The sequence below is a fragment of the Brevundimonas sp. genome, assembly GCF_035561115.1.
Lineage (GTDB): Bacteria > Pseudomonadota > Alphaproteobacteria > Caulobacterales > Caulobacteraceae > Brevundimonas.
The window spans coordinates 1-25,403 of the sequence record NZ_DATMYH010000061.1 but is presented as its reverse complement, the minus strand read 5'-3'; the positions used below and the strand labels follow the sequence as shown (position 1 = coordinate 25,403).

The window sequence follows — 25,403 nt, the reverse complement described above, 5'->3', positions numbered from 1 at the left end:
AAACGCCGCCCAGTCGCCTTCCGTGGCGATGTCAAACGCAGCCGACGTCGTCGTCGAACGCGTCTCCACGTCGCCCAGGGTATGGTAACCGGCGTCTATCGCCCCATACCAGCCATTCGGCTCAGCCGCCGCTGCGCCGGCTGCAAGCAGCCCCGCCATCGCGACGCCGGCGAGAAGTTTCACCTTCATCATATCCCTCATGCTCAAGTTGCCCGAAGTCCCCATGTATATGGGGCGCTCCCGAGGCCGAACGACAATGTACGGTCGCGGTTCCCGATTCTGGCGACGAATATGGCGACTGTGGCGCCGTTTCAACACATTGGGCGGGCTTTCCCGAAACGAAACGCCTGTTAGGAAGGCGTCATCATATGAGGAGCGCGACATGGCGATCGGTTTTGACGGGCGGGTGGCCATCGTTACGGGGGCCGGAGGCGGTCTGGGGCGGGAACACGCCCTCGCCCTGGCGAAACGCGGCGCAAAGGTGGTCGTCAATGATCTCGGCGGCACCCGCGACGGCTCGGGCGGCTCCGCGACGGCGGCCGAATCGGTCGTGGCCGAGATCCGGGCCATGGGCGGCGAGGCGATCGCCAGCGCCGCCTCGGTCACCGACGCCGACGCCGTAGAGGCGATGGTCCAGGCGACGATGGCCGAATGGGGACGGGTCGACATCCTGGTCAACAACGCCGGCGTCCTGCGCGACAAGACCTTCGCCAAGATGGCGCTGGAGGATTTCCGCTTCGTCGTCGACGTCCATCTGATGGGGGCGGTCCACTGCACCAAGGCGGTGTGGGATATTATGAGAGACGCGAATTACGGCCGCATCGTCATGACCACCTCGTCGTCGGGCCTGTATGGCAATTTCGGCCAGTCCAACTATGGCGCGGCCAAGATGGCGCTGGTGGGATTGATGCAGACCCTGTCGATCGAGGGGGCGAAGAACGACATCCGCGTCAACTGCCTGGCCCCCACGGCCCATACGCGCATGACCGAGGATCTGGGCGCGCGCCTGCCGCTGGACCTGCTCGGGCCCGACACCGTCTCGCCCGGTCTGCTGTATCTCGTCAGCGAGGACGCCCCCAGCCGCTGCATCCTGACGGCCGGGGCCGGCGGCTTCGAGCGCGCCTATGTGACCCTGACCCAGGGCATCCGCGCCGTCGGCGAGGATGCGCCGGAGCAGGTCGCCGCCCGCTTCGCCGAAATCTCGGACCGCACGGGCGAGATCGTCCCCGAAATGGGCGCGGCCCAGGGCATGATCGAACTGACCAAGGCGCAGCGAGCCTCTTCCTGATTGGCTATCGCGCTTCGCGCTGCATGAGCCGGGGGCTGACCCCTTGCCTTGACCCCACGGCAAGCGCCTAGGGTCGAAATCACATCCGCGCTCAAGCCGCGAGCGACCGCGTCGCGAGCGCCAGCGCCCAACAAAGGATCATCGAAGATGTCCCGCGAAGCCGTCATCGTCTCCACCGCCCGCACGCCCATCGGCCGGGCCTATCGCGGCGCCTTCAACGATACCCAGGCGCAGCAGCTGGGCGCCCACGCCGTGCGCCACGCCGTGGCCCGGTCCGGCGTCGATCCGGCCGAGATCGAGGACGTGGTCATGGGCGCGGCCCTGCAGCAGGGCTCGACCGGCACCAATGTCGCCCGCCAGATCGCCCTGGCGGCCGGCCTTCCCGTGACCACGGCGGGCATGAGTCTGGACCGGCAATGCGCCTCGGGCCTGATGGCCATCGCCACGGCGGCGAAACAGGTCGTGCATGACGGCCAGGTGATCGCCGTCGGCGGCGGGCTGGAGAGCATCTCCCTGGTGCAGAACCAGAACATGAACCTGCACCGGCTGAGGGACGAGGCCCTGCTGAAGCTCCAGCCCCACGTCTATATGTCGATGCTCGAGACCGCCGAGGTGGTCGCCGCCCGCTACGGCATCGGCCGCGAAGCCCAGGACGCCTACGCCCTGCAATCCCAGCAACGCACCGCCGCCGCCCAGGCCGCTGGCCGTCTGGACGCCGAGATCGTGCCCATGACCACCACCATGCTGGTCATGGACAAGGCCACCGGCCAGACCTCGTCGAAAGAGATCACCCTGTCGAAGGACGAGGGCAACCGGGCCGATACGACGCTGGAAGGCCTGCAGTCGCTCAAGCCGGTGTTCGGCGGCGGCGAGGAAATCGCCGAAGGCCGGTTCATCACCGCCGGAAACGCCTCCCAGCTGTCCGACGGCGCCTCGGCCAGCGTCATCATGGACGCGAAGGAGGCGGAACGCCGGGGCCTGCAGCCGCTGGGCGCATACCGCGGCATGGCGGTGGCCGGCTGCGAGCCGGACGAGATGGGCATCGGCCCGGTCTTCGCTGTGCCCCGCCTGCTGGAACGGCATGGCCTGACGGTGGACGACATCGGCATCTGGGAGTTGAACGAGGCCTTCGCCGTGCAGGTCCTCTACTGCCGCGACCGGCTGGGCATTCCCGACGATCGGCTCAACGTCTCGGGCGGCGCCATCTCGATCGGCCACCCGTACGGCATGTCGGGCGCGCGGATGACCGGCCACGTCCTGATCGAGGGCAAGCGGCGCGGGGCGAAATACGGCGTCGTCACCATGTGCATCGGCGGCGGCATGGGGGCCGCCGGCCTGTTCGAGATCTACTAGGCGATCAGCCGCGCCCATCTCGGGATGTGGCCGAACCGCGATGCGGTTCGGCTGCGGCGCGGCGGGCGTGTTCGAGATCTATTGAGGCGGCGGCCGGCCCGCCGCCTCCCATGCAGCGTGTTCGGCCTCCACCTTGGCATGCCACTTGCCGCGCAGGACCGCCGGCCGGCCGGGATAGCGGTCGTCGAGGAAGTCGGCCTCGACCACGCGGTCGGTGCGGAAGGTGCGGAAGTCGTCGCGCGTCTCGCACCAGCCGACCAGCAGGCGTTTGGTTTCCCGGTAGCCGACCAGGCATGGCCAGATGACGCGCAGGGTCTCGTTCCCCTGCTCGTCGGCATAGTGGAGCCGCAGCTTTCGGCCGGCGTGAATCCAGGCGCGAACCTTCGACATGTCGAGCGTCTCTACCTCGCGCCTCTCATGTTTCCAGACCGGCGCGCTGGCGACCGCGGGCTCGAGAATGACGGGGCGCAACCGTTCGGGAACGGTGGCGGCGATCTTGGCGATCAGATCGCGGGCGGCGCGGGCCAGGGCGGGGTCTCCGCGGCCCGCCACCCACTGGGCCCCCAGCACCGCGGCCTCGACCTCGTCCGAGGTCAGCATCAGGGGCGGCATGTCGAATCCGCCGTCCAGCACATAGCCGATCCCCGCCTCGCCCCGGATGGGCACGCGCTGGCCCATCAGGGTGGCGACGTCGCGGTAGATGGAGCGTTTCGACGTCTCCAGTTCGGCCGCGATGGCGTCGGCCGTCACCGGTCTGGAGGATCGGCGCAGCACCTGGATGATCTGGAACAGTCGGTCGGCGCGTCTCATTCGTCCACCCTGGATGACGACTGCTGACAGCATGCTGTCAGCAGGGTGGCAGTAGTCAAGACAGGTCGGCGGCGAGGGGCCTCCGGCGCGCTCAGACAGCGAGCGGCCGCGCCGCGAGCGATAGCGCTACAAAGAAGGAGAGACCGCCATGCTCACCCTGTTCCACGCTCCCCAGTCGCGGTCGGGCCGCATCCTCTGGCTGTTGGAGGAAATCGGCGTCGACTATGGGATCCGCTATGTCGACATCTTCCGCGCCATGACCCTGTCGGGCGCCCGCGATCCCGCCAATCCGCACCCGGACGGCAAGGTTCCGGCCCTGCTTCACAACCGGGCGCTGGTGACCGAGTCGGCCGCGATCGCCCTCTACCTCACCGATCTGCATCCGGAAGCGAACCTGGGCGCGCCGGTCGGTTCGCAGGATCGGGGGGCCTATGTCACCTGGCTGGCCTGGACGGCGGGCGAGATGGAGCCGGCCTTCTGGGGCAAGATCAGCGGCGCGGCCGAGACCGACCCGAACGCCAGGGCCCGCTATGACGCCGCCATAGCGCGCCTGCTGACCGCCCTGGCGACCGGACCTTATCTGATGGGCGACCGGTTCACCGCCGCGGACGTGATGATCGCCTCGGCTGTCGCCTGGGGCCGCGAATACGTCCCAGAGAGCGCCCTCATCGACGCCTGGCTGGAACGGGCGCTGAACCGGCCGGCCAATGCGCGGGCGACGGCCAGGGACGGCACGCCGCCCGGCGCCGTTCAGGCCGCCTGATCGGGGGCGGCGGCCGGCCGGTCGCCGCCGTCCGCAGGGCGTTCGATGGCCCGCAGGGTCGAGACGAAGTCGTCGCGCCAGACGCCCACATCGGTGTCGCGTACGACCTGCATCAGGCATTCCCACTTTCGCTTGCGCTCGGCCAGCGGCATGGTCAGGGCCCTGTGGATGGCGTCCGACATCTCCTCGCGGCTGAACGGATTGACCAGCAGGGCCTCGCCCATCTGCTCCGCCGCGCCGGCGAAGCGGGACAGGACCAGGACGCCGGGATCGTCCGGATTCTGGGCCGCCACATATTCCTTGGCCACCAGGTTCATGCCGTCGCGCAACGGCGTCACCAGACAGACGCGGCCGGCGCGATAGATGCCGGCCAGCTGGTCCCGGCGATAGGTCCGGTTCAGGTAGCGGATCGGCTGCCAGTCCATCTCGGCATAGGCGCCGTTGATGCGGCCCGCGAGGGCGTCCAGACGGCCGCGGATGTCCTGGTACGCATCGACCTCGTCGCGGGAGATCGGCGTGACCTGCAGCAACAGGACCTGGGAGCGCATCTCCGGATTGGTCTCGAGGAACTGCTCATAGCCGAGCAGCCGTTCCTCGAGGCCCTTGGAATAGTCCAGCCGGTCGACACCGACGATCAGCGAGCGGAAGGCCGCAGACGCCGCCATCCGGTCATAGGTCCGGTTCCCCAGGGCCGAGTTGCGGGCGGCGATGAAGCCCGCGACGTCGATGCCGATCGGGAAGACGCCGGTCTGAACCGTCTTGCCGAAGGCGTCCAGCGCGTCATTGGGCAGCAATTTGCCGTTCACGCTGGGCTCGGCCGCCACATAGTCCCGGAACAGGTCCAGCCATTCGCGGGTCTGGAAGCCGATCAGGTCATAGTCGAACATCGCCTCCACCAGCCGGCGATGGTGCGGCAGGGTGACCAGCAACTGCCGCACCGGCCAGGGCGTATGCAGGAAGAAGCCGATGCGGTTCCTGATCCCCAGCCGCCGCAGGTCCCGGGCCAGCGGGATCATATGGTAGTCGTGGATCCAGATGATGTCGTCCGGCTGGATCAGCGGGGCCAGAACCTCGGCGAACCGGGCGTTGGTCCGCTCGTACCCCTCGCCGTAGGACCGCTCATAGGCCGTCAGATCGACCCGGTGGTGGAACAGCGGCCACAGCGTCTTGTTGGCGTAGCCATTGTAGTATTCGTCGACGTCCTGGGCCTCCAGGTCGACCAGGGCGACGGTCACCCCGGCGCGATTCTCCATCTTCAGTTCGCCGGTGAACTGTTCGACCGTCTCGCCGGACCAGCCGAACCACAGGCCGTCGTATTTCCGCAGGGCGGCCGACAGCGCCATGGCCAGACCGCCCGCCGAGCCGGCGGCGGGGTCCTTGGGGGCGGACACGCGGTTGGAGACAACGATCAGACGGCTCATGGGCGGTCAACGGCTCCGTTCCTCGTCAGGTGGCAACGCGATTTCGTGAAGGCGGTCATCGCGCGTCCGTCCACGAACGGCTCAGCAGGACGGCGCAGTTGATGATGCCGACGAGGGAATAGGTCTGCGGATAGTTGCCCCACAGCTCCTTGTCGCCCAGGGACAGATCCTCGGACAGCAGGCCGGAGTGGGTGCGGCGGCTGAGCATTTCCTCGAATATCTCGCGCGCCTCGGCGTCACGACCGTTCTGGTGCAAGGCCTCGATGAACCAGAAGGTGCAGAAGTTGAACGCCGTCTCAGGCTCGCCGAAGTCGTCCGCCTCGATGTAGCGGAACAGATAGGGGCCCTTCTTCAGGTCCCGCTCAATGGCGTCGAAGGTTGCGACCTGACGCGGATCGCGGGCGTCGAGGAAACCCAGATCCGTCATCTGCAGCAGGGAGGCGTCCAGCTCACGGTTGCCGAAGCTGGCGGCGAAACGCCCTTCGTCCGGGACGAAGGCCTCGCGTTCGATCCGCTCGCGGATAAGCGCGGCCCGGTCGTTCCAGAACACAGCGCGGTCGCTCAGTCCCATATGGTCGGCCGCCTTGGCCAGCCGGTCGCAGGCGGCCCAGCACATGACCGAGGAATAGGTGTGCACCCGCGCGATGGTGCGGAACTCCCACAGACCGGCGTCGACCTGGTCGTGCATGGCGAAGGCGCGGTCGCCCACCTTTTCGAGGGCGTGGAAGTCCTCGATCGTGCCGGGGCGCAGCAGGCGCTGATCGTAGAAGGCCTGAACCAGCGGCAGGACGATCTGTCCGTACACGTCGTGCTGCAGATGTTCGCGCGCCTGATTGCCGATCCGCACCGGCTTCATGCCGCGATAGCCCTCGACCGTCCCGGTGATCCGCTCGTCGATATTCTCTTCCAGCCCGACGCCGTAGACCGGCTGGACGTGGCCGCCGCCGGACGCATCGACCAGATTACGCAGATAGCCGAGATAGTTCTCCAGCAGGTCCACCGCGCCGAGCCGGTTCAGCGCCCGCACCACATAATAGGCGTCGCGAATCCAGCAGTAGCGATAGTCCCAGTTGCGCCCGCTCTCGGGAAACTCGGGCACCGAGGTGGTCATGGCCGCGACGATCGCCCCGGTTTCCTCATAGGCGCAGAGCTTGAGGGTGATCGCCGCGCGGATCACCGCCTCCTGCCAGTCCAGCGGCAGGTACAGGGTGCGCACCCAGTCCTGCCAATAGGCGATGGTGCGGTCCAGAGCGGCGGAGACGCCGGGGCCGACGTCCTGATCATAGCCTTCGTCCGGACCGAAGAAGAAGGCGTGGGGCCGTTCCAGCCGGAAGACCCGTTCGTTGAGGACATGGGACACCGGACAGTCCGTCGTCAGCCGGAAGGTCACGTCCGTGCACAGATAGCGGATGTGGTTGGAGCCGCTGGTGCATTCGGCCCGGCGCGCGCCCCAGTCGGCGGAGGGACGCAGGCGCACGCGAATGCGCGGCGATCCGGCCAGCGGCCGCACGATCCGTCCGAAGGCGAGCGGCCGGTAGGTGCGGCTGTGCTTGGGATGGCGGGGCGCGAAATCGATGATCTCGACCGAGGCGCCGTCATCCGCCGTCAGCACCGTGCGCAGGACCGGGGTGTTGCGGATATAGGCCTGTTCGACCGTCGCCTGACCTTCCAGCTCGATGTCCCAGAAGCCGTGCTCCGGATCGAAGCCGTCCATCAGGGCCGAGAACACCGGATTCCCGTCCACACGCGGCGCGCAGGCCCAGACGTAGCGGCCGTTGCGGTCGATCAGGGCGCTGACGGAGCAGTTGCCGACGGGGGCGAGGTCGAGGTTCGGGGTCATGCGGTCTCCTCGACGGCGTTCAGCCAGGCAAGCACCGCCGCCACATCCGGCAGGCCGTACCGTGCGGCGGTCTCCCGGAGCGGGCCGACCAGCACGCCGAAGCCGCCCAGGGTCTCGGCCGCGCGGAAGCCGTCCTCATCCGTCAGGTCGTCGCCCAGCATGACCGGAACAGCTCCGGCGAACGGCGCCTCCTGCATGAAGGCCGTCAGGGCAGTGCCCTTGCTGGCTCCCGGCGTCTTGAGCTCCACGACCAGATTACCGGCCTGCAGGATCAGTCCCGTCTCGCCGGCCAGCCTCTCCGCCAGGGCCACGACGGCCGCCGCTTCCGACGGGGCCCCGCGATAGTGCAGTCCGGCCGACACGGCCTTGTCCTCGACGATGACGCCGGGGCGAGTGCGGGCGAAGGCTTCAAAGGCGGCGACGACGTCCCGGACGGCGGGCGCGGCCTCGACGCGATGCAGCGAGCCGTCGGCGGCGCGGCGCTCCAGCCCGTGCACGCCGGAGGCCGAGGCGGCGCTGGCCTCGGCGATACGGTCAATCTCGGCGATGGTCCGGCCACTGATGATGGCCACCCTCCCGCTCAGCCGTTCCGCCACCCCCCGCAGCGCGGCGGTCCGCTCGGGATGAGGCACGACGGCGTCGGGCGTTTCCGCCAGCGGGGCCAGCACGCCGTCCATGTCCAGGAACAGGGCGGAGGGGCGAGACAGCTGGGCAGGCGGAGGCGGCAAATACGAAACGGCGGCGACCGGCGCGGGCGCGCCGTCGGTGATCAGGTTTGAAGTCCGCATGCCCCCTTCTAACGCAATCCTGCGGCAAAGGTTGACCCCGGGGGCGCTTTTTCTCGCGTTGCAGCAATCTTCGAACCCGCCCCCGCGATTGTGAATCGTCGCCCGATGCGCCACATCGCGGGGATGACCGACGACGCCAGACCCGTTCTGTCCGCCGACCCCGACGCGATGACCGCCCGCGCCCGCGAGGTGATCCGGCTGAACATCGCCGCGCTGCAGGCGCTGGAAGGCAGTCTGGACGACAGCATCGCCCGCGCCTGCGAGATCATCCTGTCGCGGCCCGGCTATCTGGTCGTCACCGGCATGGGCAAATCGGGCCATATCGGCGGCAAGATCGCCGCGACCCTGGCCTCCACCGGCACCAACGCCTTCTTCGTCCACCCGGCCGAGATGAGCCACGGCGACCTGGGCATGCTGCGCAAGGACGTCACCCTTCTGGCCATCTCCAACTCGGGCGAAAGCCGCGAGCTGCGGGATCCGTTGATCTACTGCCAGCGCGAGGGCATCCCCGTCATCGGCCTGACCCAGCGCCCCAACAGCTTCCTCGGCCGGTCCTCCGCCGTCTGCCTGACCATGCCCCAGGTGGCCGAGGCCTGCCCCAACGGCCTGGCGCCGACCACCTCGACCCTGATGACCCTGGCCCTCGGCGACGCCCTCGCCATGGTGCTGATGGACCGGCGCGGCTTCACTGCCGAGGCCTTCGGCCTGCATCACCCGGGCGGCAAGCTGGGCATGAGCCTGCAGAGCGTGCGCGACTGGATGGGCGACCGGCCGCCGGCTCCGGCGACCGTGCCCCTGACCGCGACCTTCGCCGAGGTGGTGTCCGCCATCACCGAGGGCCGCAAGGGCGCGGCGGCCGTCCTGGCCGACGACGGGAGCCTGGCCGGGATCGTCACCGACGGCGACGTACGCCGGGCCTTCTCACGGGACCTCAACGGCCTGACCGCCGCCGACGTCATGAGCCCCCGCCCCAAGGTCATCGGACCCGACGCACGGATGAGCGACGCGGTCGACCTGATGACCCAGAACAAGATCGCCACCCTGCTGGTGGTCGAGGACGATCGCCCCATGGCCATCGTCCACATCGCCGAGCTGATGCAGGCCGGTTACGTCAGCTAGTAGGCGCGGCGCCCGTCGATATTGCCGGGCGGGGCGTAGCGGCAGGCCAGCACCGACCGGTCATCCCGCGCGGCGATGGCGCAACCCACATGGGTCGTGCCGCTCCATACGACCTGGGTGTAGTGGCCCACGTCGACCCAGTCGCCCGTGCGGCTGACGTTCGGAAAGACGCCGGGCCGGTATTGCGCCTTCTTGGCGATCCATTCCCCGACCATGTCCTCCGGCGTGAAGGTGCGGCCGCCCCAGCCGCTCCACAGGTTCTCGCCGTGGCCGTGCATGGATGGATCATGGGCGAAACGGCCGGTGGCGATCAGTTCCCCGGCCCAGGCCCGGGCTTCGGCCTCCAGTTCATCGCTCCACGCCAGCGGCGGCGCACCGACCCGGGCCCTTTCGGTGTTGTGGGCCGCCAGCAGCCGGGACTCGATCTGGTCCGAAGGTCTGGAACTGCGGGGTGGAACAATCGGGACGACCTGTCGCGCAGACTGCGACGCCGGCTCGATCAGCGGCCCCCGTCCCGTCTGGGGCGGGTAGGCGTCCGCGCAGGCGGTCGCCGGTAGAAGGCTGGCCAGGATCAGGAGCAGGGAACGGCGCATGGAGCTTCCTCGGGCAAGTGCGGGGACATAGCGTCCCTGCCTCCGCGCCGTTCCCGTGCCTGCATCAGCGGGCGGCGCCGCCCATGGGCGCATCCATCAGCGCCTTCTCCGTGTCGTCGCCTTCCTGCGTCAGCGTCACCGCGGGCTTGCCGGCCTGGAACTCCTCCATCGCCGTCATCTTGCGGGCGCGCATGGCGTCGGCCAGGGCGTCCATGTCGAGACCGGCGGCGCGGGCCTGGGAGAACATGCCCTCGGACCGCTTCTCCTCCTCCTCGACGTGGTGCTCGATCATCTCGGACAGCACCTTGACCTTGGCGTCGTAGAAATCTTCTTCCGGCCCGCCGGCCTCGATCTCGTTGATCAGCAGCTTGGCGCTGTCATGCTCGACATAGGCCTCGTTCAGCAGGTCTTCCTCGATCTTGCCGCGGCAGGCCGGATAGAAGACCTCCTCCTCGATCACCGTATGCACCTTGAGTTCGAGGCAGGCCTGTTCCGCGAGGGCCTGTTTTTTCGACTTCGAGGTGGCGGCCTCGAAAGCGGCGAAGATCTCTTCCACCTTGCGGTGGTCGGCCTTCAACATCGCGATCGCGTCCATCTCTTCGTAGGTCTGGGCCATGGTCTTGTCCTCCTGGGAGCGGGTTGTGTCTGGCGGCCTAAGACACGGACCGCGCTCACTGTTCCCACGGCCAAGCTAGCTGCGAGTCGTTTGCGGAAAATTGCCCTTCCGGGCGTCCGGCAGCCGACATAACGGCGCGTTTCGGCGCGTCCTGCGTTCAGCAGTGACGCCACCAGGAAGGAGCCGCCCGTGATCGATCATATCGCCCTCGACGTCGCCGACATCGCGCGGTCCCGCGCCTTCTACGCCGCCGCCCTGGCGCCGCTCGGCTTCCGGATCGTGGCCGAGGAAAGGGATGGCGACGCGACCGTGGTCATGTTCGGCGTCGAGGCGCCCGAGTTCGTCATCGCCGACAAGGACCGGCCCGGCGAGGCGAACCACGTCGCCTTCCGCGCCGAAACCCGCGCCCAGGTCGACGCCTTCCACGCCGCGGCCGTGGCGGCGGGCGGTCGCGACCACGGCGGTCCGGGGATCCGCGAGAACTACGGCCCGACCTACTACGCCGCCTTCGTCTTCGATCCTGACGGCTTCAACATCGAGGCGGTCTGTCACGCGCCGTCCTGATGTACATTCCGCGCGACCAGAACATCCGTCAAACCAATAGCTTGTCAAAAATGACGGTGATTTTGATGAGCAGTCCCCGCGCCGCGCCTATAATGGCGGCGACGGTCTGAGAGGGCGTCGCCCGGACCGCGGCGAGGCAGGGTTTGGCACGGTTGGCGCCCCGAATTCGCGAAACCCTGCCAAAAACACGCTTGTAACTTGACGTTGACGTAAGCGTAGGGTTTGTGGCGGAGACCCTCGAATCCGTCCTTATTGGAGACGCACTCCCATGGCCGACGCCTATATCTACGACGCGGTTCGAACCCCGCGCGGCAAGGGCAAGAAGGACGGGTCCCTGCACGAGATCACGGGCCTCAGCCTGGCCACCCAGGTGCTGGAAGCCCTGCGCGACCGCAACGACCTCGACACCTCGAAAGTCGACGACGTCATCCTCGGCTGCGTCACCCCCGTGGGCGAGCTCGGCGCCGACATCGCCCGCACCGCCGTGCTCTCCGCCGGCTGGGCCCAGACCGTCGCCGGCGTCCAGGTCAACCGCTTCTGCGCCTCGGGCCTCGAAGCGGTGAACATGGCCACCGCCAAGGTGAAATCCGGCGAGGCCGACTTCGCCGTCGGCGGCGGGGTCGAGGCGATGAGCCGCGTGCCCATGGGCTCGGACGGCGGCGCCTGGCCCGTCGACCCCTCCTCGGCCTTCCCGACATATTTCGTGCCCCAGGGCGTCTCGGCCGACATGATCGCCTCGAAATACGGCTTCAGCCGCGACGACGTGGACGCCTATTCGATGGAGAGCCACAGGCGCGCCGCGGCCGCCTGGGCCGACGGCCGGTTCTCGAAATCGGTGGTGCCGGTCAGGGACCAGCTGGGCCTGACCATCCTCGACCGCGACGAGACCATTCGCCCCAACACTGACATGCAGACCCTGGGCGCCCTGAACCCGTCCTTCGCCATGATGGGCGAGATGGCCTTCGACGCCGTGATCGGCCAGCGCTACCCCGAGGTCGAACGCATCACCCACGTCCACACCCCGGGCAACTCCTCGGGCATCGTCGATGGTTCGGCCGGCGTTCTGATCGGCTCGCTGGAGGCCGGCAAGGCCCTGGGCCTGAAGCCGCGCGCGAAAATCCTTGGCGGCGCCTCGATCGGCTCCGAGCCCTCGATCATGCTGACCGGCCCCGAGCTGGTGACCCGCAAGCTGCTGGGCAAGCTGGGCATGACCCCCGCCGACATCGACCTGTGGGAGCTGAACGAGGCCTTCGCCGCCGTGGTGCTGCGCTACATGCAGGCGCTGGACATCGACCATGCGAAGATGAACGTGAACGGCGGCGGGATCTCCATGGGCCACCCGCTGGGCGCCACGGGCGCCATGATCACCGGCATCGCCCTGGACGAGCTGGAGCGGTCCAGCCGCTCGACCGCCCTGATCACCCTGTGCATCGGCGGCGGCATGGGCACCGCCACCGTCATCGAACGCGTCTGAGGGTCACGACCATGGAAAACTTCAAGATCGACGTCGACGCCGACGGCATCGCCCTGATCACCTTCGACGTCCCCGGGCGGTCGATGAACACCCTGACCTCGGGCGTGATGAAGGAAATCCCCGAATGGGTCGAACGGGTGAAGACCGACGACGCCATCAAGGGCGCCGTCCTGACCTCGGGCAAGACCTCCGGGTTCTGCGCCGGCGCCGATCTCGGCGACATGGCCGGCGGCATGCTGGCCGGCGGTTCGTTGCAGGAGGCCTATGACGCCGGTTGGAAGCTGAACGGCGCCCTGCGCGCGCTGGAGACCTGCGGCAAGCCGATCGCCGCGGCCATCAACGGCCTGGCCCTCGGCGGCGGTCTCGAACTGACGCTGGCCTGCCATTACCGGGTCGTCGGCGACGACAACAGGATCCAGCTCGGCCTGCCCGAGATCAAGGTCGGCCTCTTCCCCGGCGGCGGCGGCACCCAGCGGCTGACGCGCCTGATCGGCGTGCAGGCCGCCATGATGGCCATGACCGAGGGCAAGTCCTTCCGCCCCAACGACGCCAAGGGCGCCGGCTTCGTCCATGAAGTCGTGGCCAAGGGCTCGGAAGTCGAGGCCGCCAAGGCCTGGATCAAGGGCGGCGGCAAGGCCGTGCAGCCTTGGGACGACAAGTCGTTCAAACTGCCCGGCGGCGGCCCCTACCACCCGGCCGGGATCCAGAATTTCCTCGTCGGCAATGCAATGATCCGCAAGCAGACCTACGGCAACTATCCGGCCGCGACCAATCTGATGAAGGCCGTCTATGAGGGCGTCCAGGTGCCGATGGACGCCGCCCTGCGCATCGAGACGCGCTACTTCATCAAGACCCTGATGACGCCGCAGGCCCAGGCCATGATCCGCAGCCTGTTCCTGTCGAAACAGGAGCTGGACAAGGGCGCCGTCCGCCCCGCCGGCGTGCCCAAATCCGATCCGAAGAAGGTCACCGTTCTCGGCGCCGGCATGATGGGCGCGGGCATCGCCTATGTGCAGGTCATGGCCGGCATCGAGACCGTCCTGATCGACCAGACCCAGGAAGCCGCCGACAAGGGCAAGGCCCACGTCGCCGACCTGCTGAAGAAGCGCCTGTCGCGCGGCCAGATGACCCAGGAGAAGTTCGACGCCACCCTGGCCCTCGTCACCGCCACCACCGACTACGCCCATGTGAAGGGCAGCGACCTGGTCGTCGAGGCCGTGTTCGAAAGCCGCGAGATCAAGGCCGACGTCACGAAGCGGGCCGAGGCCCAGCTGGAGCCCGGCGCCATCTTCGGCTCGAACACCTCGACCCTGCCGATCACCGGCCTGGCCGAGGCCTCGGTGCGCCCGGAGGACTTCATCGGCATCCACTTCTTCTCGCCCGTCGACAAGATGATGCTGGTCGAGATCATCATGGGCGAAAAGACCTCCCAGGAGGCCCTGGCGAAGTCGCTCGACTATGTGCTGAAGATCAAGAAGACCCCGATCGTCGTCAACGACAGCCGCGGCTTCTACACCAGCCGCTGCTTCTCGACCTTCCTCACCGAAGGCATGGCGATGCTGAAGGAGGGCTATGCGCCCGCCCTGATCGACAACGTCGGCCGCATGACCGGCATGCCGCGCGGGCCGCTGGAAATGCACGACGATGTCGCGCTCGACCTCTCCTACAAGATCGGCAAACAGACCCGCGCCGACCTGGGCGACAAATACGTCCCCAACCCGGGCGAGGACATCGTCGCGACCATGGTCGAGGGCGGACGCTTCGGTCGCAAGAACGGCATGGGCTTCTACGACTACCCCGCCGAAAAGGGCACGCCCAAGACGCTGTGGAAGGGTCTGGCCGACCTCGCCCCGACGACGAAGACCGAGGGCTTCGGCGAAAGCCCCGAGTCCCTCGCCAACGTCGAGGCGCTCAAGACCCGGCTCCTGTACCGTCAGGCCGTCGAGGTCGCGCGCTGCTGGGAAGAGGGCGTCATCGACGATCCGCGCGAGGCCGATCTCGGCGCCATCCTCGGCTGGGGATTCGCGCCCTGGACCGGCGGCCCGATCACCCTGATCGACCAGACCGGGTTGAAGGCCTTCGTCGAAAAGGCCGACCAGCTGGCCGCCGAGCATGGCGACCGCTTCAAGGTTCCGCAGCTGCTGCGCGACATGGCCGCCAGGGGCGAGACCTTCTACGGGAATTTCGAAGGCAGGCAGAAGGCGGCGGCCTAGGTCGGAACGGGGCGGGTCAGAGGTTCACCACCTCGAACCCGTCCTCAGCCTGCAGCCGCTCGGCGAGGGCCGCGCGGTGGCAGCCGGCATGGTCGGCCTCGAAGCAGAGCAGGGCGGTCTTCTTCGTCCGGGCGAGCTCGCGCAGCTGCTCGAACGCCAATTGCGACGGCGGCTCCTGCATATGTTCGGCGAAGATGTCGCGCATCTCGCCGATCCGGCCCTTGCGCGCCGCGTCCCGGCCCGCCTTGGGCGTTCCCAGCGGACGCAGGTGGACATAGTCGATCCCCGCCTCGTGCAGGCTGTTCCCGAGCAGGGTCTTGGAAAAGCCGGCGCGGCGAGACGAAGCCACCGCCCGCACGTCCGCCACGACCTCGACCCCGGCGGCCCTGAGCCGCTCGATCACCGCCGCCTGCGGCTCCCCCTCGTATCCGATGGTGAACAGCTTCATCTTCGCTCCTCAGGGCAGGGCGCCGCCCGCGATCGCCTCGTCGACGCAGGATTGCAGCTCGGCCCGGTATCCGTCCGGGTCGGCCGCCTTCCGTTCGGGCAGGGAAGCCTCAAGGGCCCGCCGTTGTTCCGTGGTCAGGGCCTCCGGCGCCTTCTCCTCCGGAAGCCGGGCGGTCCACCAACTGCGGATGAACCAGCTCGGCCCCGCCACCCTGCCGGTCTCGCGCTGGGCCTCGGCGATCATGGCGTCCATGTGGGCCAGGCAGAGTTCCGCCCGCGGCGGCGGGGAGCCGGGATCGGACAGGACGAAGGCGAACAGCAGGCTGGCGATCACGGTCATTCTCCACGGGGGTCAGTCCGGAGCTTGACGCGAGCCCCACGATAAGGCGAGTCCGAAGCCCGCCAGACCCAGGAACCGTAATATGCGCCGCACCCTGTCCCTCGCCCTGCTGCTCGGTTCGGCCGCCTGGAGCGCCGAAGCGCAGGAACTGCTGATCCGGGGCGGCACGATCTACACCGGCGTGGCCGAACGGCCGACGGCCGAGGTGGTCCTCATCCAGGATGGACGGATCGCCTATGTGGGCGCGGCGTCCGGAGCACCGGAGGTCGAATACGCCGAAACGCTCGACCTGAAGGGCGCGGTCCTGTTTCCCGGCTTCACCGACGGTCACGCCCACCTGGACGGGATCGGCTGGCGCGAGCTGACCCTGAACCTCGAAGGATCGACCTCTGTCGCGGACGCCATGGCCCGGCTGACGGCCTGGGCGCGAACGCATCCTGAGGGCCCCATCGTCGGCCGCGGCTGGATCGAGACGCGCTGGCCCGAGGCGCGCTTCCTGACCGCCGCCGACCTGGACGCCGCAGCCCCCGGCCGGATCGTGCTGCTGGGCCGCGCCGATGGCCACGCCGTCGTCGCCTCGACCCCGGCCCTCGCCGCCGCGGGCGTCGACGCCTCGACCGTCGCCCCCCCCGGCGGGGAAATCCTCAAGGGACCGGCCGGCAAGCCCACCGGCCTGCTGGTCGACGCCGCCGAACAGCTGGTCGCCGGCCTCATGCCGCAGGCCAATCCCGCGGCCCTGCGCGAAGCCTATCGCGCCGGCTTCCGCGTCGAGGCCCGTTACGGCTGGACCGGCGTCCACTTCATGAGCGCGCCGTGGAAGGACATCCCCTTGCTGGAGGATATGGCCGAGGACGGCGAGGCGCCCCTGCGCATCTACAACAGCATCACGCCCGACGGCGCGGCCGAGCTGATCGCCGGCGGCCCGCGCAGCGTCGCCGACGGCCGGATCATCACCCGGGCGATCAAATATTATGCCGACGGCGCCCTGGGCTCGCGGGGCGCGGCCCTGTTCGAACCCTATGCCGACCGGCCCGACACCACCGGCCTGATGCAGATCACCGAGGCCGAGATCGTGCCCCTGTATCAGGCCGCGCTGCAGGGCGGCATCCAGATCGCCACCCACGCCATCGGCGACCGCGGCAACGCCTCGGTGGCGGAATGGTACCAGCAGGCGCTCGCCGGCGTGGCTCCGGCGGACCGTCCGAACGGCGCGGACGTGCGATGGCGGATCGAGCACGCCCAGATCCTTCGACCCGCCGACTATCACTGGTTCAGGGACCTGCCGATCATCGCCTCGATGCAGCCCAGCCACGCCATCGGCGATCTGCATTTCGCTCCGGCCCGCCTCGGCAACGCGCGTCTGGACGGCGCCTATGCCTGGCATAGTCTGGTCGATCTGGGCGTCATCGTCGTCGGCGGGTCGGACGCCCCGGTCGAGCGGGGCGCGCCGCTGATCGAATTCTACGCCGCCGTCGCCCGCCGGGATCTGGAAGGCCATCAGGGGCCCGACTGGCGCCCCGGCGAGGCCGTGGACCGCGCCACGGCGCTGAAGATGTTTACCCTGTGGCCCGCGTACGCCAGCTTCCGCGAGGCGGAACTCGGCACGATCGAAGTGGGCAAGCGCGCCGACCTGACCGCCTTCGACGTCGACCTGATGACGGCGCCCCTGGCCGACATCCCCAGGGGCCGGGCCATGCTGACGATCGTCGACGGGGTGGTCGTCTATCGCGCCGACTGACCGGCCCCGTCTTGATGCCGTCCGCCATTGGCCCTAAGGCTGCGGCGGCTCCGCGGGCGTGATGTAGTGGTAGCCTGAAAGCTTCCCAAGCTTTTCGTGCGGGTTCGATTCCCGCCGCCCGCTCCAGCCGCCGCCTATTCGCGGGCGACGGCCACGCCACGATCCTTCAGGATTTCCTGCACACTGTCGTCCCCGGCGAGGTGGGCCGCGCCCACGGCGATGAAGGCCGTGCCCGAACCCGCCAGAAGCGTCTGGATCTGTCCCGCCCAGTCGGTGTTCCGCTGGACCAGCAGCGCCTGGTAGACGGCGGGGGAGTCCGCGCGCATCTCCTCGACCGTGATCCTTTCCAGTGTGGAGAGGTCGCCCGCGGCCCAGGCGTCCACCATCTGGTCCAGTTCAACGGTCGCGTCGTCATACGCCTCGAGCGCCGAGCGCAGGAAGGCCAGCTGGTCGGCCTCGGGCATGCCGGCCAGGATGCCGATCTGCTTGTCGAGCGTCTCGAAGCCGTGGACGGGTTTGCCGGCCGCGTCGGCGCGGGCCTTGAGGATCTGCTCCACGCCCGACTGGGGATCGTAGCCCGCCTTGACCAGCGGCGCGACCGCCAGGGTCAGGCCGGCGAACCAGGGACGGAAGATGTTCAGCTGGGCGGCGGGCAGGCCGGCGGCGGTCGCGGCGGCGTTCAGATCCGTCATCTCCTCCGCGGTCAGCAGGCTGGACAGAGGCCGGTCCGGCGACAGGCCGTGTTGCTGGATCAGGGGGATGATCGCCGCCTGGTCGTCCGGGTTGGAGACCTCGAACCAGATCTGGTCCGCGCCGGCGAAGGCGGCGTCCACCCTGGCCGAACCCCAGGCCGTGGTGGGGCGCAGCACATGGACCGTGCCGAACAGATACAGGGTCGAGTCGGCGTCGCGGATCACCCACAGGGCCGGGCCGGCGCCGTCGGCCTGCGGCACGACGCGGGCGGCGGCCGGGGCCGGCGCAGCCTCGACGGTCTGGGCGAAGGCCTGCACAGGCTGAAGGACGACCGCGCCCGCCAGACCAAGGCCGAGAACGGCCCCGAGGGCGGTGCGGGCGAGATGGGCGGCGCGGGTCGTCAGGCGGGCGGAAACGGTCATGGAGGCAATCCTTGGGAGGGGTCGAAAGCGTTTTGTGTCGGGCGGGTCACGGCAAGCTGGCCCGTTCAGTCCTCGGTGAAGATGGATTCGATGGGCTGGCCGAACACCCTTGCGATGCGGAAGGCCAGGGGCAGGGACGGGTCGTAGCGGCCGGTTTCGAGCGCGTTGACGGTCTGGCGCGAGACGCCGAGGGCGTCGGCGAGATCGGCCTGGCTCCAGTTCCGCTCGGCGCGGAGAACCTTGAGGCGGTTGTTCATGCTCAGTCCCGCATCCGGGTCAGCCACCACCAGGCCCAGACGACGGAATAGCCGGCCACCATCAGCATCATCATCAGGAAGGCGCCCGTCGCGGCGTAGGCGGCCGGATCGGTGCGTCCGTTGAAGGCCGTGAAGCTCCACTGGGCCGACTGCGGGAGGGATGTCATGATCAGGGCGACGCCGCCGAGGGACATGCCTCCGCAGCCGCCCCAGAACCACGCCGCCTTGTGGGCCTCCCGCGCCGCCTCATCGATAGCGCGCATCCAGGCGACACTGACGACCATGGCCCCGACCATGGCGACGACGGCGATCGCGCCGACCAGCCAGACGAGAGCCTGGTCCTTGTCCACCGCCCCCTGGCCGGCGAGGCGGCCCACCGCGACGCCCGCGGCGAAGACCAGGACCATGAATATTCCGGCCCCGATCAGGGTTCGGAGCATCACGCTGGTCAACTTCTTGCTCATGGAAAACGCCCCGATCGATGTGACAAGGACGTTTTACATCGCCTGAAGATCATGTCAAGCGTCCTTGTCCTTGCGGCTCAGGCGTCAGGCAGAACTGCCGATCGGCTCTCGGCCACCAGGAGCTCGGGCCGGCTGAGGGCGCGGGGCGACTGGTCGACGGGGGCCAGTTCGGGCAGGTCCTTGCCCTCGTGGTCGACCTGGAGGTCCTCGAACCGGCGGGCCGAGACCATGACCTGGCTCTCCAGCGAACCGACGAACTGGTTGTACTTGCCCACGGCGCTGTCGAGCGCCCGGCCCACGGCGGCGGCGTGGCCGCCCATGACCGACAGCCGTTTGTAGAGTTCCTTGCCCAGTTTCGCGACGTCCTCGGCGTTCTTCGCCTGCTCCTCGGCGCGCCAGCCGTAGGCGACGGCCTTGCACAGGGCGAACAGGGTGGTCGGGGTGACGATGACCACGCGCGAGGCCATGGCGGTGGTCATCAGGTCGGGCTCGTGGTCGAGGGCGGCGGCCAGGAAGGCGTCGCCCGGCACGAACATGGCCACGAAGTCCGGGCTGGGCTTGAACTGGTCCTGATAGGCCTTGGACGACAGCTGGCGGACGTGGGTCTTCATGCTGGCCGCCGTGCGCAGGGAGGCGGCCTTCGCCTGGGCCTCCTCGTCGCCGTCGGCCTCGTCGCCGAAGGCCAGCGACACCTTGGCGTCGATCACGAACATGCCGCCGCCCGGCAGGCGGACGACGAAGTCGGGGCGCTGCTGGCGGCCGGCGTCATCGGGCGACGACGTCTGTTCCTCGAAGTCGAAGCGCCCGGCCATGCCGGCGGCCTCGAGCACGTTGCGGCAGGTCTGTTCGCCCCAGCGGCCGCGCCGGCCGGTGTTGCCGCGCAGGGCCTCGGTCAGCCGCCGCGCCTCGTCGCGGGTGGCGGTCGAGGCGGTCATCAGCAGGGCCAGCTGCTCCTTGAGGCCGCCGGTCTCCTCGTTGCGGGCCTTTTCCAGCGCCGCGACGTGTTCCTGGAACAGTTTCAGCGTGTCGGCGACTGGCTTGAGCTGGGCCTCCATCCGCTGCTGCGACATCAGCTCGCGGGTGCGGAAGGTCTCGTCGGTGCGCTTGAGCAATTCCTCGGCGACGGTGCTGGCCGACTGGGCGGCCTGGGCGCGCAGCAGTTCGGTCGAGGTCGCGGCCTGATCCTCGAACAGGCGCATGCGGGCCTCGGTCTCGGCGTGGCGCGCGTGCAGGTCCCAGGCGCGGGCGTCCGCCGATGTCGCGCGCCGGCGCTCCATCAGGGCCCAGACGAGGGCGATCGCGGCGACGGCGGCGGCGGCGAAAAAGGCGACGAGGGAGGCGTTCATGCTCCGTTCCTTACCGGGAGTCGGCCGGCCCCGTCACGCGCGGAAACCGGTCGCGGACGGGTCGCGATATGGCAGGGTTTCGCGAAAAACGGGCGCCAACCGTGCCAAACCCTGCCAAACTACGCTCTCCTCTCCCAACGCCAGCCTGCCGCCGGGTCGAAGCATAGACCGCCGCTACGCCAGAATCGGTCGTAGGTCAGGCCGGCCGGCGCTGCCGCAAAGCCTGGATGATGGTGCCGTCGTCCAGCCAGTCCAGTTCGCCGCCGACCGGCACGCCGCGCGCCAGGGAGGTGATGGCGACGCCCGTGTCGGCCAGCCGTTCGGCGAGATAGTGGGCCGTGGTCTGGCCGTCGACGGTGGCCGGCAGGGCCAGGACGACCTCCCTGGCCTCGCCGCCGCGCACGCGACCGACCAGTTCGGCCACCCTGAGGGCGTCAGGCCCGACGCCATCCAGCGCCGACAGCAAGCCGCCGAGCACGTGATATTTGCCGCGGAAGGCGCCCGACCGCTCCATGGCCCACAGGGCGCCGGCCTCCTCGACGACGCAGATCAGGGCGTTGTCGCGCGAACCGTCGGAGCAGATCGAGCAGGGATTGCGGGTGTCGGGCGCGCCGCAGATCGAGCAGGACGAAACCTTCTCGGCCGTCTCGGCCAGCGAGGCCGCCAGAGGGACGAGCAGCTGTTCGCGTTTCTTCAGCAGGGCCAGGGCCGCGCGGCGGGCCGAGCGCGGGCCGAGGCCGGGCAGTTTGGCCAGCAGGCTGATCAGCCGTTCGATCTCGGGTCCGGCTGAGGCGGCCATGCGGGCTCAGTTCGCCGCGGGGACGCGGGTGGCCTGGCCGTAGACCACGCGCCACCGGCCGTCGCGCAGGGCCCAGACGTCGATATAGCGCAGCGTCTGGCGGAACGGCGACCCGGCGAAGGTCCCGACCACGTCGACCGTGCCGCCGATGGCGGCGCCGTCGGTCCAGACATGTTCGACCGCGTCGCGCACGACGACCGGTTGAAGGTCCATTTCCGGCGCTGTGAATTCGGCGATATGGGCGGCCTTGTCGGTGCGCGAGCCGTCGCCGCCGACCAGCACATAATCGTCGGCGATCAACCGCTCGAGCGTCGCCCTGTCGCCCTCGACCTGGGCGCGCTCATATTCGTGCGCCTCGCGGGCGAGGTCCGGCGGAACCTGGGCGAGGGCGGTGGTCGGGGCGAGCAGCAGGGCCGCGGTCATCGCGAAGGCGCGCATCGACCGGCTTCCTCAGAACAGCTTCGGCATGCCGGGGATGTTCATCCCGGCCATGGGTCCGGCGGCTTCGCGCATCAGGGCGCTGTTGACCTCATCCAGCTTGCGCTTGGCGTCGGCGTGGGCGGCGACGATCAGGTCGGCGAGAATCTCGCCCTCGCCGGGGATCAGAAGACTGTCGTCGATGACCACCGAGGTGATCTCGCCGGCGCCCTTGAGCGCGACGGTGACGAGGCCGCCGCCCGAGGTTCCGGACGCGGTGGTTTCAGCCATTTTCGCCTGGGCGTCCTGCAGCTTCTGCTGCATCGCCTGGGCCTGCTGCATGAGGGCGTTGAGGTCTTTCATCCTCCCTAGATAGGCGGTTCCGTCGTTCGGCGCCAAGGGCGGACGCCGTCCTGGCTCGCCTCTAACTGTAACAGTTTGTGTTCCGTATCCCTCTCGCCCCCGGAAGGTTTCTCCCTAATTAGTATTCGCCACTGTTGCTATTACTATTATCGAGGGACTGCCCCATGGCCTACGACGCTCTTGCGCACCGCGACACGCCCCTGTCCGATGACGCGCTGAATCAGCTGTTCACCGGCGCCCGCACGCGCAACGCCTGGACCGACCGCCCGGTGTCCGGGGACATGCTTCGCCGCCTTTACGACCTGACGAAGTTCGGGCCCACCGCCGTCAACGCCACCCCGGCCCGCTTCGTCTTCGTCACCTCGCCCGAGGCCAAGGCCCGGCTCGCGCCCCTGATGTCGGAAGCCAACCGGGCCAAGACGCTGCAGGCGCCAGTCAATGTCATCATCGGCCAGGACATCGAATTCCACGAACACCTGCCCGTGCTGTTCCCGCATGCGCCCGGCGCGAAGGACTGGTTCGCCGACGAAACCCACAGGCGCGAGAACGCCTTCCGCAACGCCTCGCTGCAGGGCGGCTATTTCCTGCTGGCGGCGCGGGCCCTGGGTCTGGATGTCGGTCCGATGTCGGGCTTCGACCCCGAGGGCGTGAAGAACGCGTTCTTCGCCGGCACGACGGTGGAGCCGAACTTCATCGTCAACTTGGGCTACGGCACGGACGAGAACCTGTTTCCGCGTTCGCCGCGGCTGGCGTTTGAGGAAGCGGCGCGGATTCTGTAGCGCGCGGGACCGGGCCGCCCGGGATGCCCGCCTGCGGGCGGGCCCGTTCCGCTGCTGACGCAAAACGAATCCCGACAGGAGGGCGACCGCCGGGGGTAGGCGGCGCGCGTTTGGACACTATCTTCCCTGTCGAAACCCACGGGAGGGGCCGGCATGGAAGCAGCGGACATCGCGATCCTGGGGATCGCCGGAATTCTATTGGCGGCCTTGTCGGCGGCGATCGTGGTGGAGCGCCGCCGTCGCAGGAAGCTGCTGGGCATCCTCCATTCCGAGACATCCGGGCTTTGCCGCGAAGCTGCGGAACTGGCGGAAGCGATATGCAGCCGCCAGGCCGACGGCCGAATCGTCGATCAAGCTGTTCTTGATCGCTACGCGCTGTCTGAACCCCGGACCTATCCCGGGCTGGTTTCATCCCTGTGGCGATTGCCGGGGGATCTGGCCTGGCGCGCGGTCGAGTTTCATGGACATCTGTCCCTGGCGCGGGCGCGCCTGGCGGCCTGGCGTCCCGGCGAGTCAGGCCCGGTCAGCACCTATCTTCTCGTCTCGGCCCTGCTGCGTTCGGCCAACGGCGCCGAGGGACTTCTCCGGAACAGTGCGCTTCGACCGGGCCGGCCAGAAGACTGGAAGCCCCACATGCCGCTGGCGAACGCTTTCATCGAGAGGATTGAACACACCGATCCGGAACTCATGGATCACGGCTACTGGAGCCTCCCGGGCTAGTTTCACTGTCCAGCGGGCAATGTCACCTGCGGAGCGGGAGCGGGAGCGGACGCGCACCGCCGCCAGCCCTCAGTCCTCGTCCCCCGCCTCGTCCGGAATCACTGGCAGCTCGACCGCCGGGGCCAGGGTCTTGATCTCGCCGATCCTCGCGCCCGGGAAAGCCTCCATCACCGCCATGATGAAGGGGTCGGCCTCGATGCCGGCCCGTTCCTCGGCGCGTTTGCGGCGATCGATCTCGATCATGGTCTCGCCGCCGCCCTGGCCGTTGGCGGCGATCAGCCAGGTGCGGCCGGTCCAGTCCTTGAGCCGGGAGGCCAGCTTGCGGGCCAGGTCCATCGGCGCGCCGTCGAGGCTTTCATAGGTGATGGCGCCGGGCTTGAAGGCCACGGGGCGGACGTAGCGCTGGACGTCCATCTGCAGGCCGACCTCGCGCTTCTCGCCGATCAGGGCGACGACCTGTTCGAACGACTGCGGGTCGGGCAGGGTCGGGGCGGCGACCGGGCGGGCGGCCAGCTGGGCCCCCATGGCGGCGTGGGCCCCGCCGCCTCCGCCGCCCGAGGGTCCGCGCGGGGCGGCGCCGCCCGGCAGGGGCTCGCCGTCGCGCAGGGCCTTGAGCGCCTCTTCCGGTCCCGGCAGGTCGGCGGCGTAGGCGAGGCGGACGATGGCCATCTCGACGGCGTCGGCGGGGTTGGGCGCGCGGCGGACCTCGTCGAGGGCGCGCAGCAGCATCTGCCAGACGCGGGCCAGGGTCCCCGCCGAGATCACGGCGCCGAGAGCCGTCAGCTTCTGGGCCTGATCATTGGGCAGCCGGGTCGCCTGCGGCCCCAGCATCTTGGCCACCGAGGCGGCGTGGCAGTGCTCCAGCAGGTCGTTGGTCACCTGCACCGGATCGGCGCCGTAGCCGTAGAGGGTGCGGAACAGCTCCAGCGCCTCGGGCGTGCGGCCGGCCATGATGGATTCGAACAGGGCGATGGTCTGGCTGCGGTCGGCCAGGCCCAGCATGTCGCGCACGACCTCGGTCTTCACCGTCTCGCCCCGGTCGCCCTGGACCAGGGCCTGATCCAGCAGGGACAGGCCGTCGCGGACCGAGCCCTCGGCGGCGCGGGCGATCAGGGCCAGGGCGTCCTGTTCGATCTTCATCCCCTCGCGGTCGGCGATGCGGGCGAGGTGTTCGACGAGGATCTCGGGCTCGACGCGGCGCAGGTCGAAACGCTGGCAGCGGCTGAGGATGGTCACCGGCACCTTGCGGATCTCGGTGGTGGCGAAGATGAATTTGGCGTGCGGCGGCGGCTCTTCCAGCGTCTTCAGCAGGGCGTTGAAGGCCTGGTTGGACAGCATGTGGACTTCGTCGAGGACGTAGACCTTGTAGCGCGCCTCGACCGGGGCGTAGCGGACGCTTTCGATGATGTCGCGGATGCCGTCGATGCCGGTGTGGGAGGCGGCGTCCATCTCGACCACGTCCATATGCTGGCCGGCCATGATGGAGGCGTCGTGGCGGCCCTGATCGGTCAGGGCCAGGGACGGGCGGTCGATGCTGTCGGTCTCGTTGTTGAGGGCGCGGGCCAGCAGGCGGGCGGTCGTCGTCTTGCCGACCCCCCGGACGCCGGTCAGCATGAAGGCGTGGGCGATGCGGCCGGTGGCGAAGGCGTTGGTCAGGGTGCGGACCATGGCCTCCTGGCCGATCAGGTCCTCGAAGGTGTGCGGCCGGTATTTGCGGGCCAGGACGGTATAGGCCGAGCCGTCGTCGGCGTGGGCGGCGGGGCCGCTGCCGGCGGG

At 68.9% G+C, this 25,403-nt stretch carries 26 protein-coding genes, 1 tRNA gene and 1 pseudogene; 11 read left to right on the top strand and 17 right to left on the bottom strand.

Features of this window, described 5'->3' with window-relative positions; translation table 11 throughout:
- Positions 1 to 189 (bottom strand): annotated as a pseudogene (locus VN378_RS08225) (cell envelope biogenesis protein OmpA); the annotation flags it as partial.
- 193 nt (positions 190 to 382) lie between these two features.
- Between VN378_RS08225 and VN378_RS08220 the strand changes: the two are divergent.
- On the top strand, positions 383 to 1,288 hold the full coding sequence (locus tag VN378_RS08220) for an SDR family NAD(P)-dependent oxidoreductase (protein ID WP_325742746.1): 906 nt from the start codon (positions 383 to 385) through the stop codon (positions 1,286 to 1,288).
- Positions 1,289 to 1,435: 147 nt separating this feature from the next.
- Positions 1,436 to 2,641, top strand: coding sequence for an acetyl-CoA C-acyltransferase (locus VN378_RS08215; protein ID WP_325742744.1), 1,206 nt, complete (start codon positions 1,436 to 1,438; stop codon positions 2,639 to 2,641).
- 78 nt (positions 2,642 to 2,719) lie between these two features.
- Here VN378_RS08215 and VN378_RS08210 read toward each other — a convergent pair whose 3' ends face one another.
- Positions 2,720 to 3,451 carry a YafY family protein gene (locus VN378_RS08210; RefSeq protein ID WP_325742742.1) on the bottom strand — a complete coding sequence of 244 codons (732 nt, stop codon included), beginning with the start codon at positions 3,449 to 3,451 and terminating at the stop codon, positions 2,720 to 2,722.
- A 148-nt stretch (positions 3,452 to 3,599) separates the two neighbouring features.
- Between VN378_RS08210 and VN378_RS08205 the strand changes: the two genes are divergently transcribed.
- Positions 3,600 to 4,214 carry a glutathione S-transferase family protein gene (locus tag VN378_RS08205; protein WP_325742740.1) on the top strand — a complete coding sequence of 205 codons (615 nt, stop codon included), beginning with the start codon at positions 3,600 to 3,602 and terminating at the stop codon, positions 4,212 to 4,214.
- On the opposite strand, the gene VN378_RS08200 is transcribed toward VN378_RS08205, so the two are convergent.
- Genes VN378_RS08200 through otsB form a run of 3 tightly spaced genes read right to left on the bottom strand, consistent with a single transcriptional unit; the run spans position 4,202 to position 8,263 of the window.
- Positions 4,202 to 5,635, bottom strand: a complete 1,434-nt coding sequence (locus tag VN378_RS08200; RefSeq protein WP_325742738.1) for an alpha,alpha-trehalose-phosphate synthase (UDP-forming) — start codon at positions 5,633 to 5,635, stop codon at positions 4,202 to 4,204. The two genes, VN378_RS08205 and VN378_RS08200, sit on opposite strands and share 13 nt — an antisense overlap.
- Before the next feature lie 55 nt (positions 5,636 to 5,690).
- The gene (locus VN378_RS08195) at positions 5,691 to 7,475 is read right to left on the bottom strand and encodes a glycoside hydrolase family 15 protein (protein WP_325742736.1); all 1,785 of its coding nucleotides are present in this window, start codon (positions 7,473 to 7,475) and stop codon (positions 5,691 to 5,693) included.
- Complete coding sequence (gene otsB / locus VN378_RS08190; RefSeq protein WP_325742734.1) at positions 7,472 to 8,263, bottom strand: trehalose-phosphatase; 792 nt, start codon at positions 8,261 to 8,263, stop codon at positions 7,472 to 7,474. Before otsB ends, VN378_RS08195 begins: the two co-directional genes overlap by 4 nt.
- 105 nt (positions 8,264 to 8,368) lie before the next feature.
- On the opposite strand from otsB, the gene VN378_RS08185 reads away from it, so the two are divergent.
- On the top strand, positions 8,369 to 9,382 hold the full coding sequence (locus tag VN378_RS08185; protein WP_325742733.1) for a KpsF/GutQ family sugar-phosphate isomerase: 1,014 nt from the start codon (positions 8,369 to 8,371) through the stop codon (positions 9,380 to 9,382).
- Here VN378_RS08185 and VN378_RS08180 read toward each other — a convergent pair.
- The gene (locus VN378_RS08180; protein WP_325742731.1) at positions 9,379 to 9,975 is read right to left on the bottom strand and encodes a CAP family protein; all 597 of its coding nucleotides are present in this window, start codon (positions 9,973 to 9,975) and stop codon (positions 9,379 to 9,381) included. The two genes, VN378_RS08185 and VN378_RS08180, sit on opposite strands and share 4 nt — an antisense overlap.
- 64 nt (positions 9,976 to 10,039) lie before the next feature.
- Positions 10,040 to 10,591 (bottom strand): hemerythrin domain-containing protein, encoded by a 552-nt coding sequence (locus VN378_RS08175; protein WP_325742729.1) that lies wholly within the window; start codon positions 10,589 to 10,591, stop codon positions 10,040 to 10,042.
- A 189-nt stretch (positions 10,592 to 10,780) separates the two neighbouring features.
- On the opposite strand from VN378_RS08175, the gene VN378_RS08170 reads away from it, so the two are divergent.
- From VN378_RS08170 to VN378_RS08160, 3 genes are all read left to right on the top strand, one after another.
- Positions 10,781 to 11,155 carry a VOC family protein gene (locus tag VN378_RS08170; RefSeq protein ID WP_325742727.1) on the top strand — a complete coding sequence of 125 codons (375 nt, stop codon included), beginning with the start codon at positions 10,781 to 10,783 and terminating at the stop codon, positions 11,153 to 11,155.
- Positions 11,156 to 11,423: 268 nt separating this feature from the next.
- The gene (locus VN378_RS08165) at positions 11,424 to 12,629 is read left to right on the top strand and encodes an acetyl-CoA C-acetyltransferase (protein ID WP_325742725.1); all 1,206 of its coding nucleotides are present in this window, start codon (positions 11,424 to 11,426) and stop codon (positions 12,627 to 12,629) included.
- An 11-nt stretch (positions 12,630 to 12,640) separates the two neighbouring features.
- Entirely contained in the window at positions 12,641 to 14,842 is a 2,202-nt protein-coding gene (locus tag VN378_RS08160) for a 3-hydroxyacyl-CoA dehydrogenase NAD-binding domain-containing protein (protein ID WP_325742723.1), read from the top strand.
- A gap of 16 nt (positions 14,843 to 14,858) precedes the next feature.
- On the opposite strand, the gene VN378_RS08155 is transcribed toward VN378_RS08160, so the two are convergent.
- Entirely contained in the window at positions 14,859 to 15,290 is a 432-nt protein-coding gene (locus VN378_RS08155) for a DUF488 domain-containing protein (protein ID WP_325742721.1), read from the bottom strand.
- Between the two features lie 9 nt (positions 15,291 to 15,299).
- Complete coding sequence (locus tag VN378_RS08150) at positions 15,300 to 15,629, bottom strand: hypothetical protein (RefSeq protein ID WP_325742719.1); 330 nt, start codon at positions 15,627 to 15,629, stop codon at positions 15,300 to 15,302.
- Between the two features lie 82 nt (positions 15,630 to 15,711).
- Between VN378_RS08150 and VN378_RS08145 the strand changes: the two genes are divergently transcribed.
- Together VN378_RS08145 and VN378_RS08140 are read left to right on the top strand one after the other, a co-directional pair.
- A complete protein-coding gene (locus tag VN378_RS08145) occupies positions 15,712 to 17,367 on the top strand; it encodes an amidohydrolase (RefSeq protein WP_325742717.1) in 1,656 nt (551 codons plus the stop codon).
- A gap of 52 nt (positions 17,368 to 17,419) precedes the next feature.
- Positions 17,420 to 17,493: transfer RNA gene (locus VN378_RS08140), tRNA-Gly, on the top strand.
- Positions 17,494 to 17,501: 8 nt separating this feature from the next.
- On the opposite strand, the gene VN378_RS08135 is transcribed toward VN378_RS08140, so the two are convergent.
- The 7 genes from VN378_RS08135 to VN378_RS08105 form a co-directional block, all read right to left on the bottom strand.
- A complete protein-coding gene (locus tag VN378_RS08135) occupies positions 17,502 to 18,482 on the bottom strand; it encodes a TraB/GumN family protein (RefSeq protein ID WP_325742715.1) in 981 nt (326 codons plus the stop codon).
- Between the two features lie 65 nt (positions 18,483 to 18,547).
- Entirely contained in the window at positions 18,548 to 18,739 is a 192-nt protein-coding gene (locus tag VN378_RS08130; protein WP_325742713.1) for a helix-turn-helix transcriptional regulator, read from the bottom strand.
- A 2-nt stretch (positions 18,740 to 18,741) separates the two neighbouring features.
- The gene (locus VN378_RS08125; RefSeq protein WP_325742711.1) at positions 18,742 to 19,203 is read right to left on the bottom strand and encodes a hypothetical protein; all 462 of its coding nucleotides are present in this window, start codon (positions 19,201 to 19,203) and stop codon (positions 18,742 to 18,744) included.
- A gap of 77 nt (positions 19,204 to 19,280) precedes the next feature.
- Positions 19,281 to 20,549 carry a DNA recombination protein RmuC gene (locus VN378_RS08120; RefSeq protein WP_325742709.1) on the bottom strand — a complete coding sequence of 423 codons (1,269 nt, stop codon included), beginning with the start codon at positions 20,547 to 20,549 and terminating at the stop codon, positions 19,281 to 19,283.
- 196 nt (positions 20,550 to 20,745) lie between these two features.
- On the bottom strand, positions 20,746 to 21,348 hold the full coding sequence (gene recR / locus VN378_RS08115; RefSeq protein ID WP_325742707.1) for a recombination mediator RecR: 603 nt from the start codon (positions 21,346 to 21,348) through the stop codon (positions 20,746 to 20,748).
- 6 nt (positions 21,349 to 21,354) lie between these two features.
- Positions 21,355 to 21,786, bottom strand: coding sequence for a nuclear transport factor 2 family protein (locus tag VN378_RS08110; protein WP_325742705.1), 432 nt, complete (start codon positions 21,784 to 21,786; stop codon positions 21,355 to 21,357).
- A 12-nt stretch (positions 21,787 to 21,798) separates the two neighbouring features.
- Positions 21,799 to 22,128: a YbaB/EbfC family nucleoid-associated protein gene (locus VN378_RS08105; RefSeq protein WP_325742703.1), complete on the bottom strand. Its 330-nt coding sequence runs from the start codon at positions 22,126 to 22,128 to the stop codon at positions 21,799 to 21,801.
- Between the two features lie 164 nt (positions 22,129 to 22,292).
- Here VN378_RS08105 and VN378_RS08100 point away from each other — a divergent pair, with 164 nt between their 5' ends.
- Together VN378_RS08100 and VN378_RS08095 are read left to right on the top strand one after the other, a co-directional pair.
- On the top strand, positions 22,293 to 22,907 hold the full coding sequence (locus VN378_RS08100) for a malonic semialdehyde reductase (RefSeq protein ID WP_325742701.1): 615 nt from the start codon (positions 22,293 to 22,295) through the stop codon (positions 22,905 to 22,907).
- Between the two features lie 153 nt (positions 22,908 to 23,060).
- Complete coding sequence (locus VN378_RS08095; RefSeq protein ID WP_325742699.1) at positions 23,061 to 23,627, top strand: hypothetical protein; 567 nt, start codon at positions 23,061 to 23,063, stop codon at positions 23,625 to 23,627.
- A 69-nt stretch (positions 23,628 to 23,696) separates the two neighbouring features.
- Here VN378_RS08095 and VN378_RS08090 read toward each other — a convergent pair.
- Positions 23,697 to 25,403 (bottom strand): DNA polymerase III subunit gamma/tau (locus VN378_RS08090; RefSeq protein ID WP_325742696.1); only part of this gene is annotated, 1,707 nt, incomplete at its 5' end.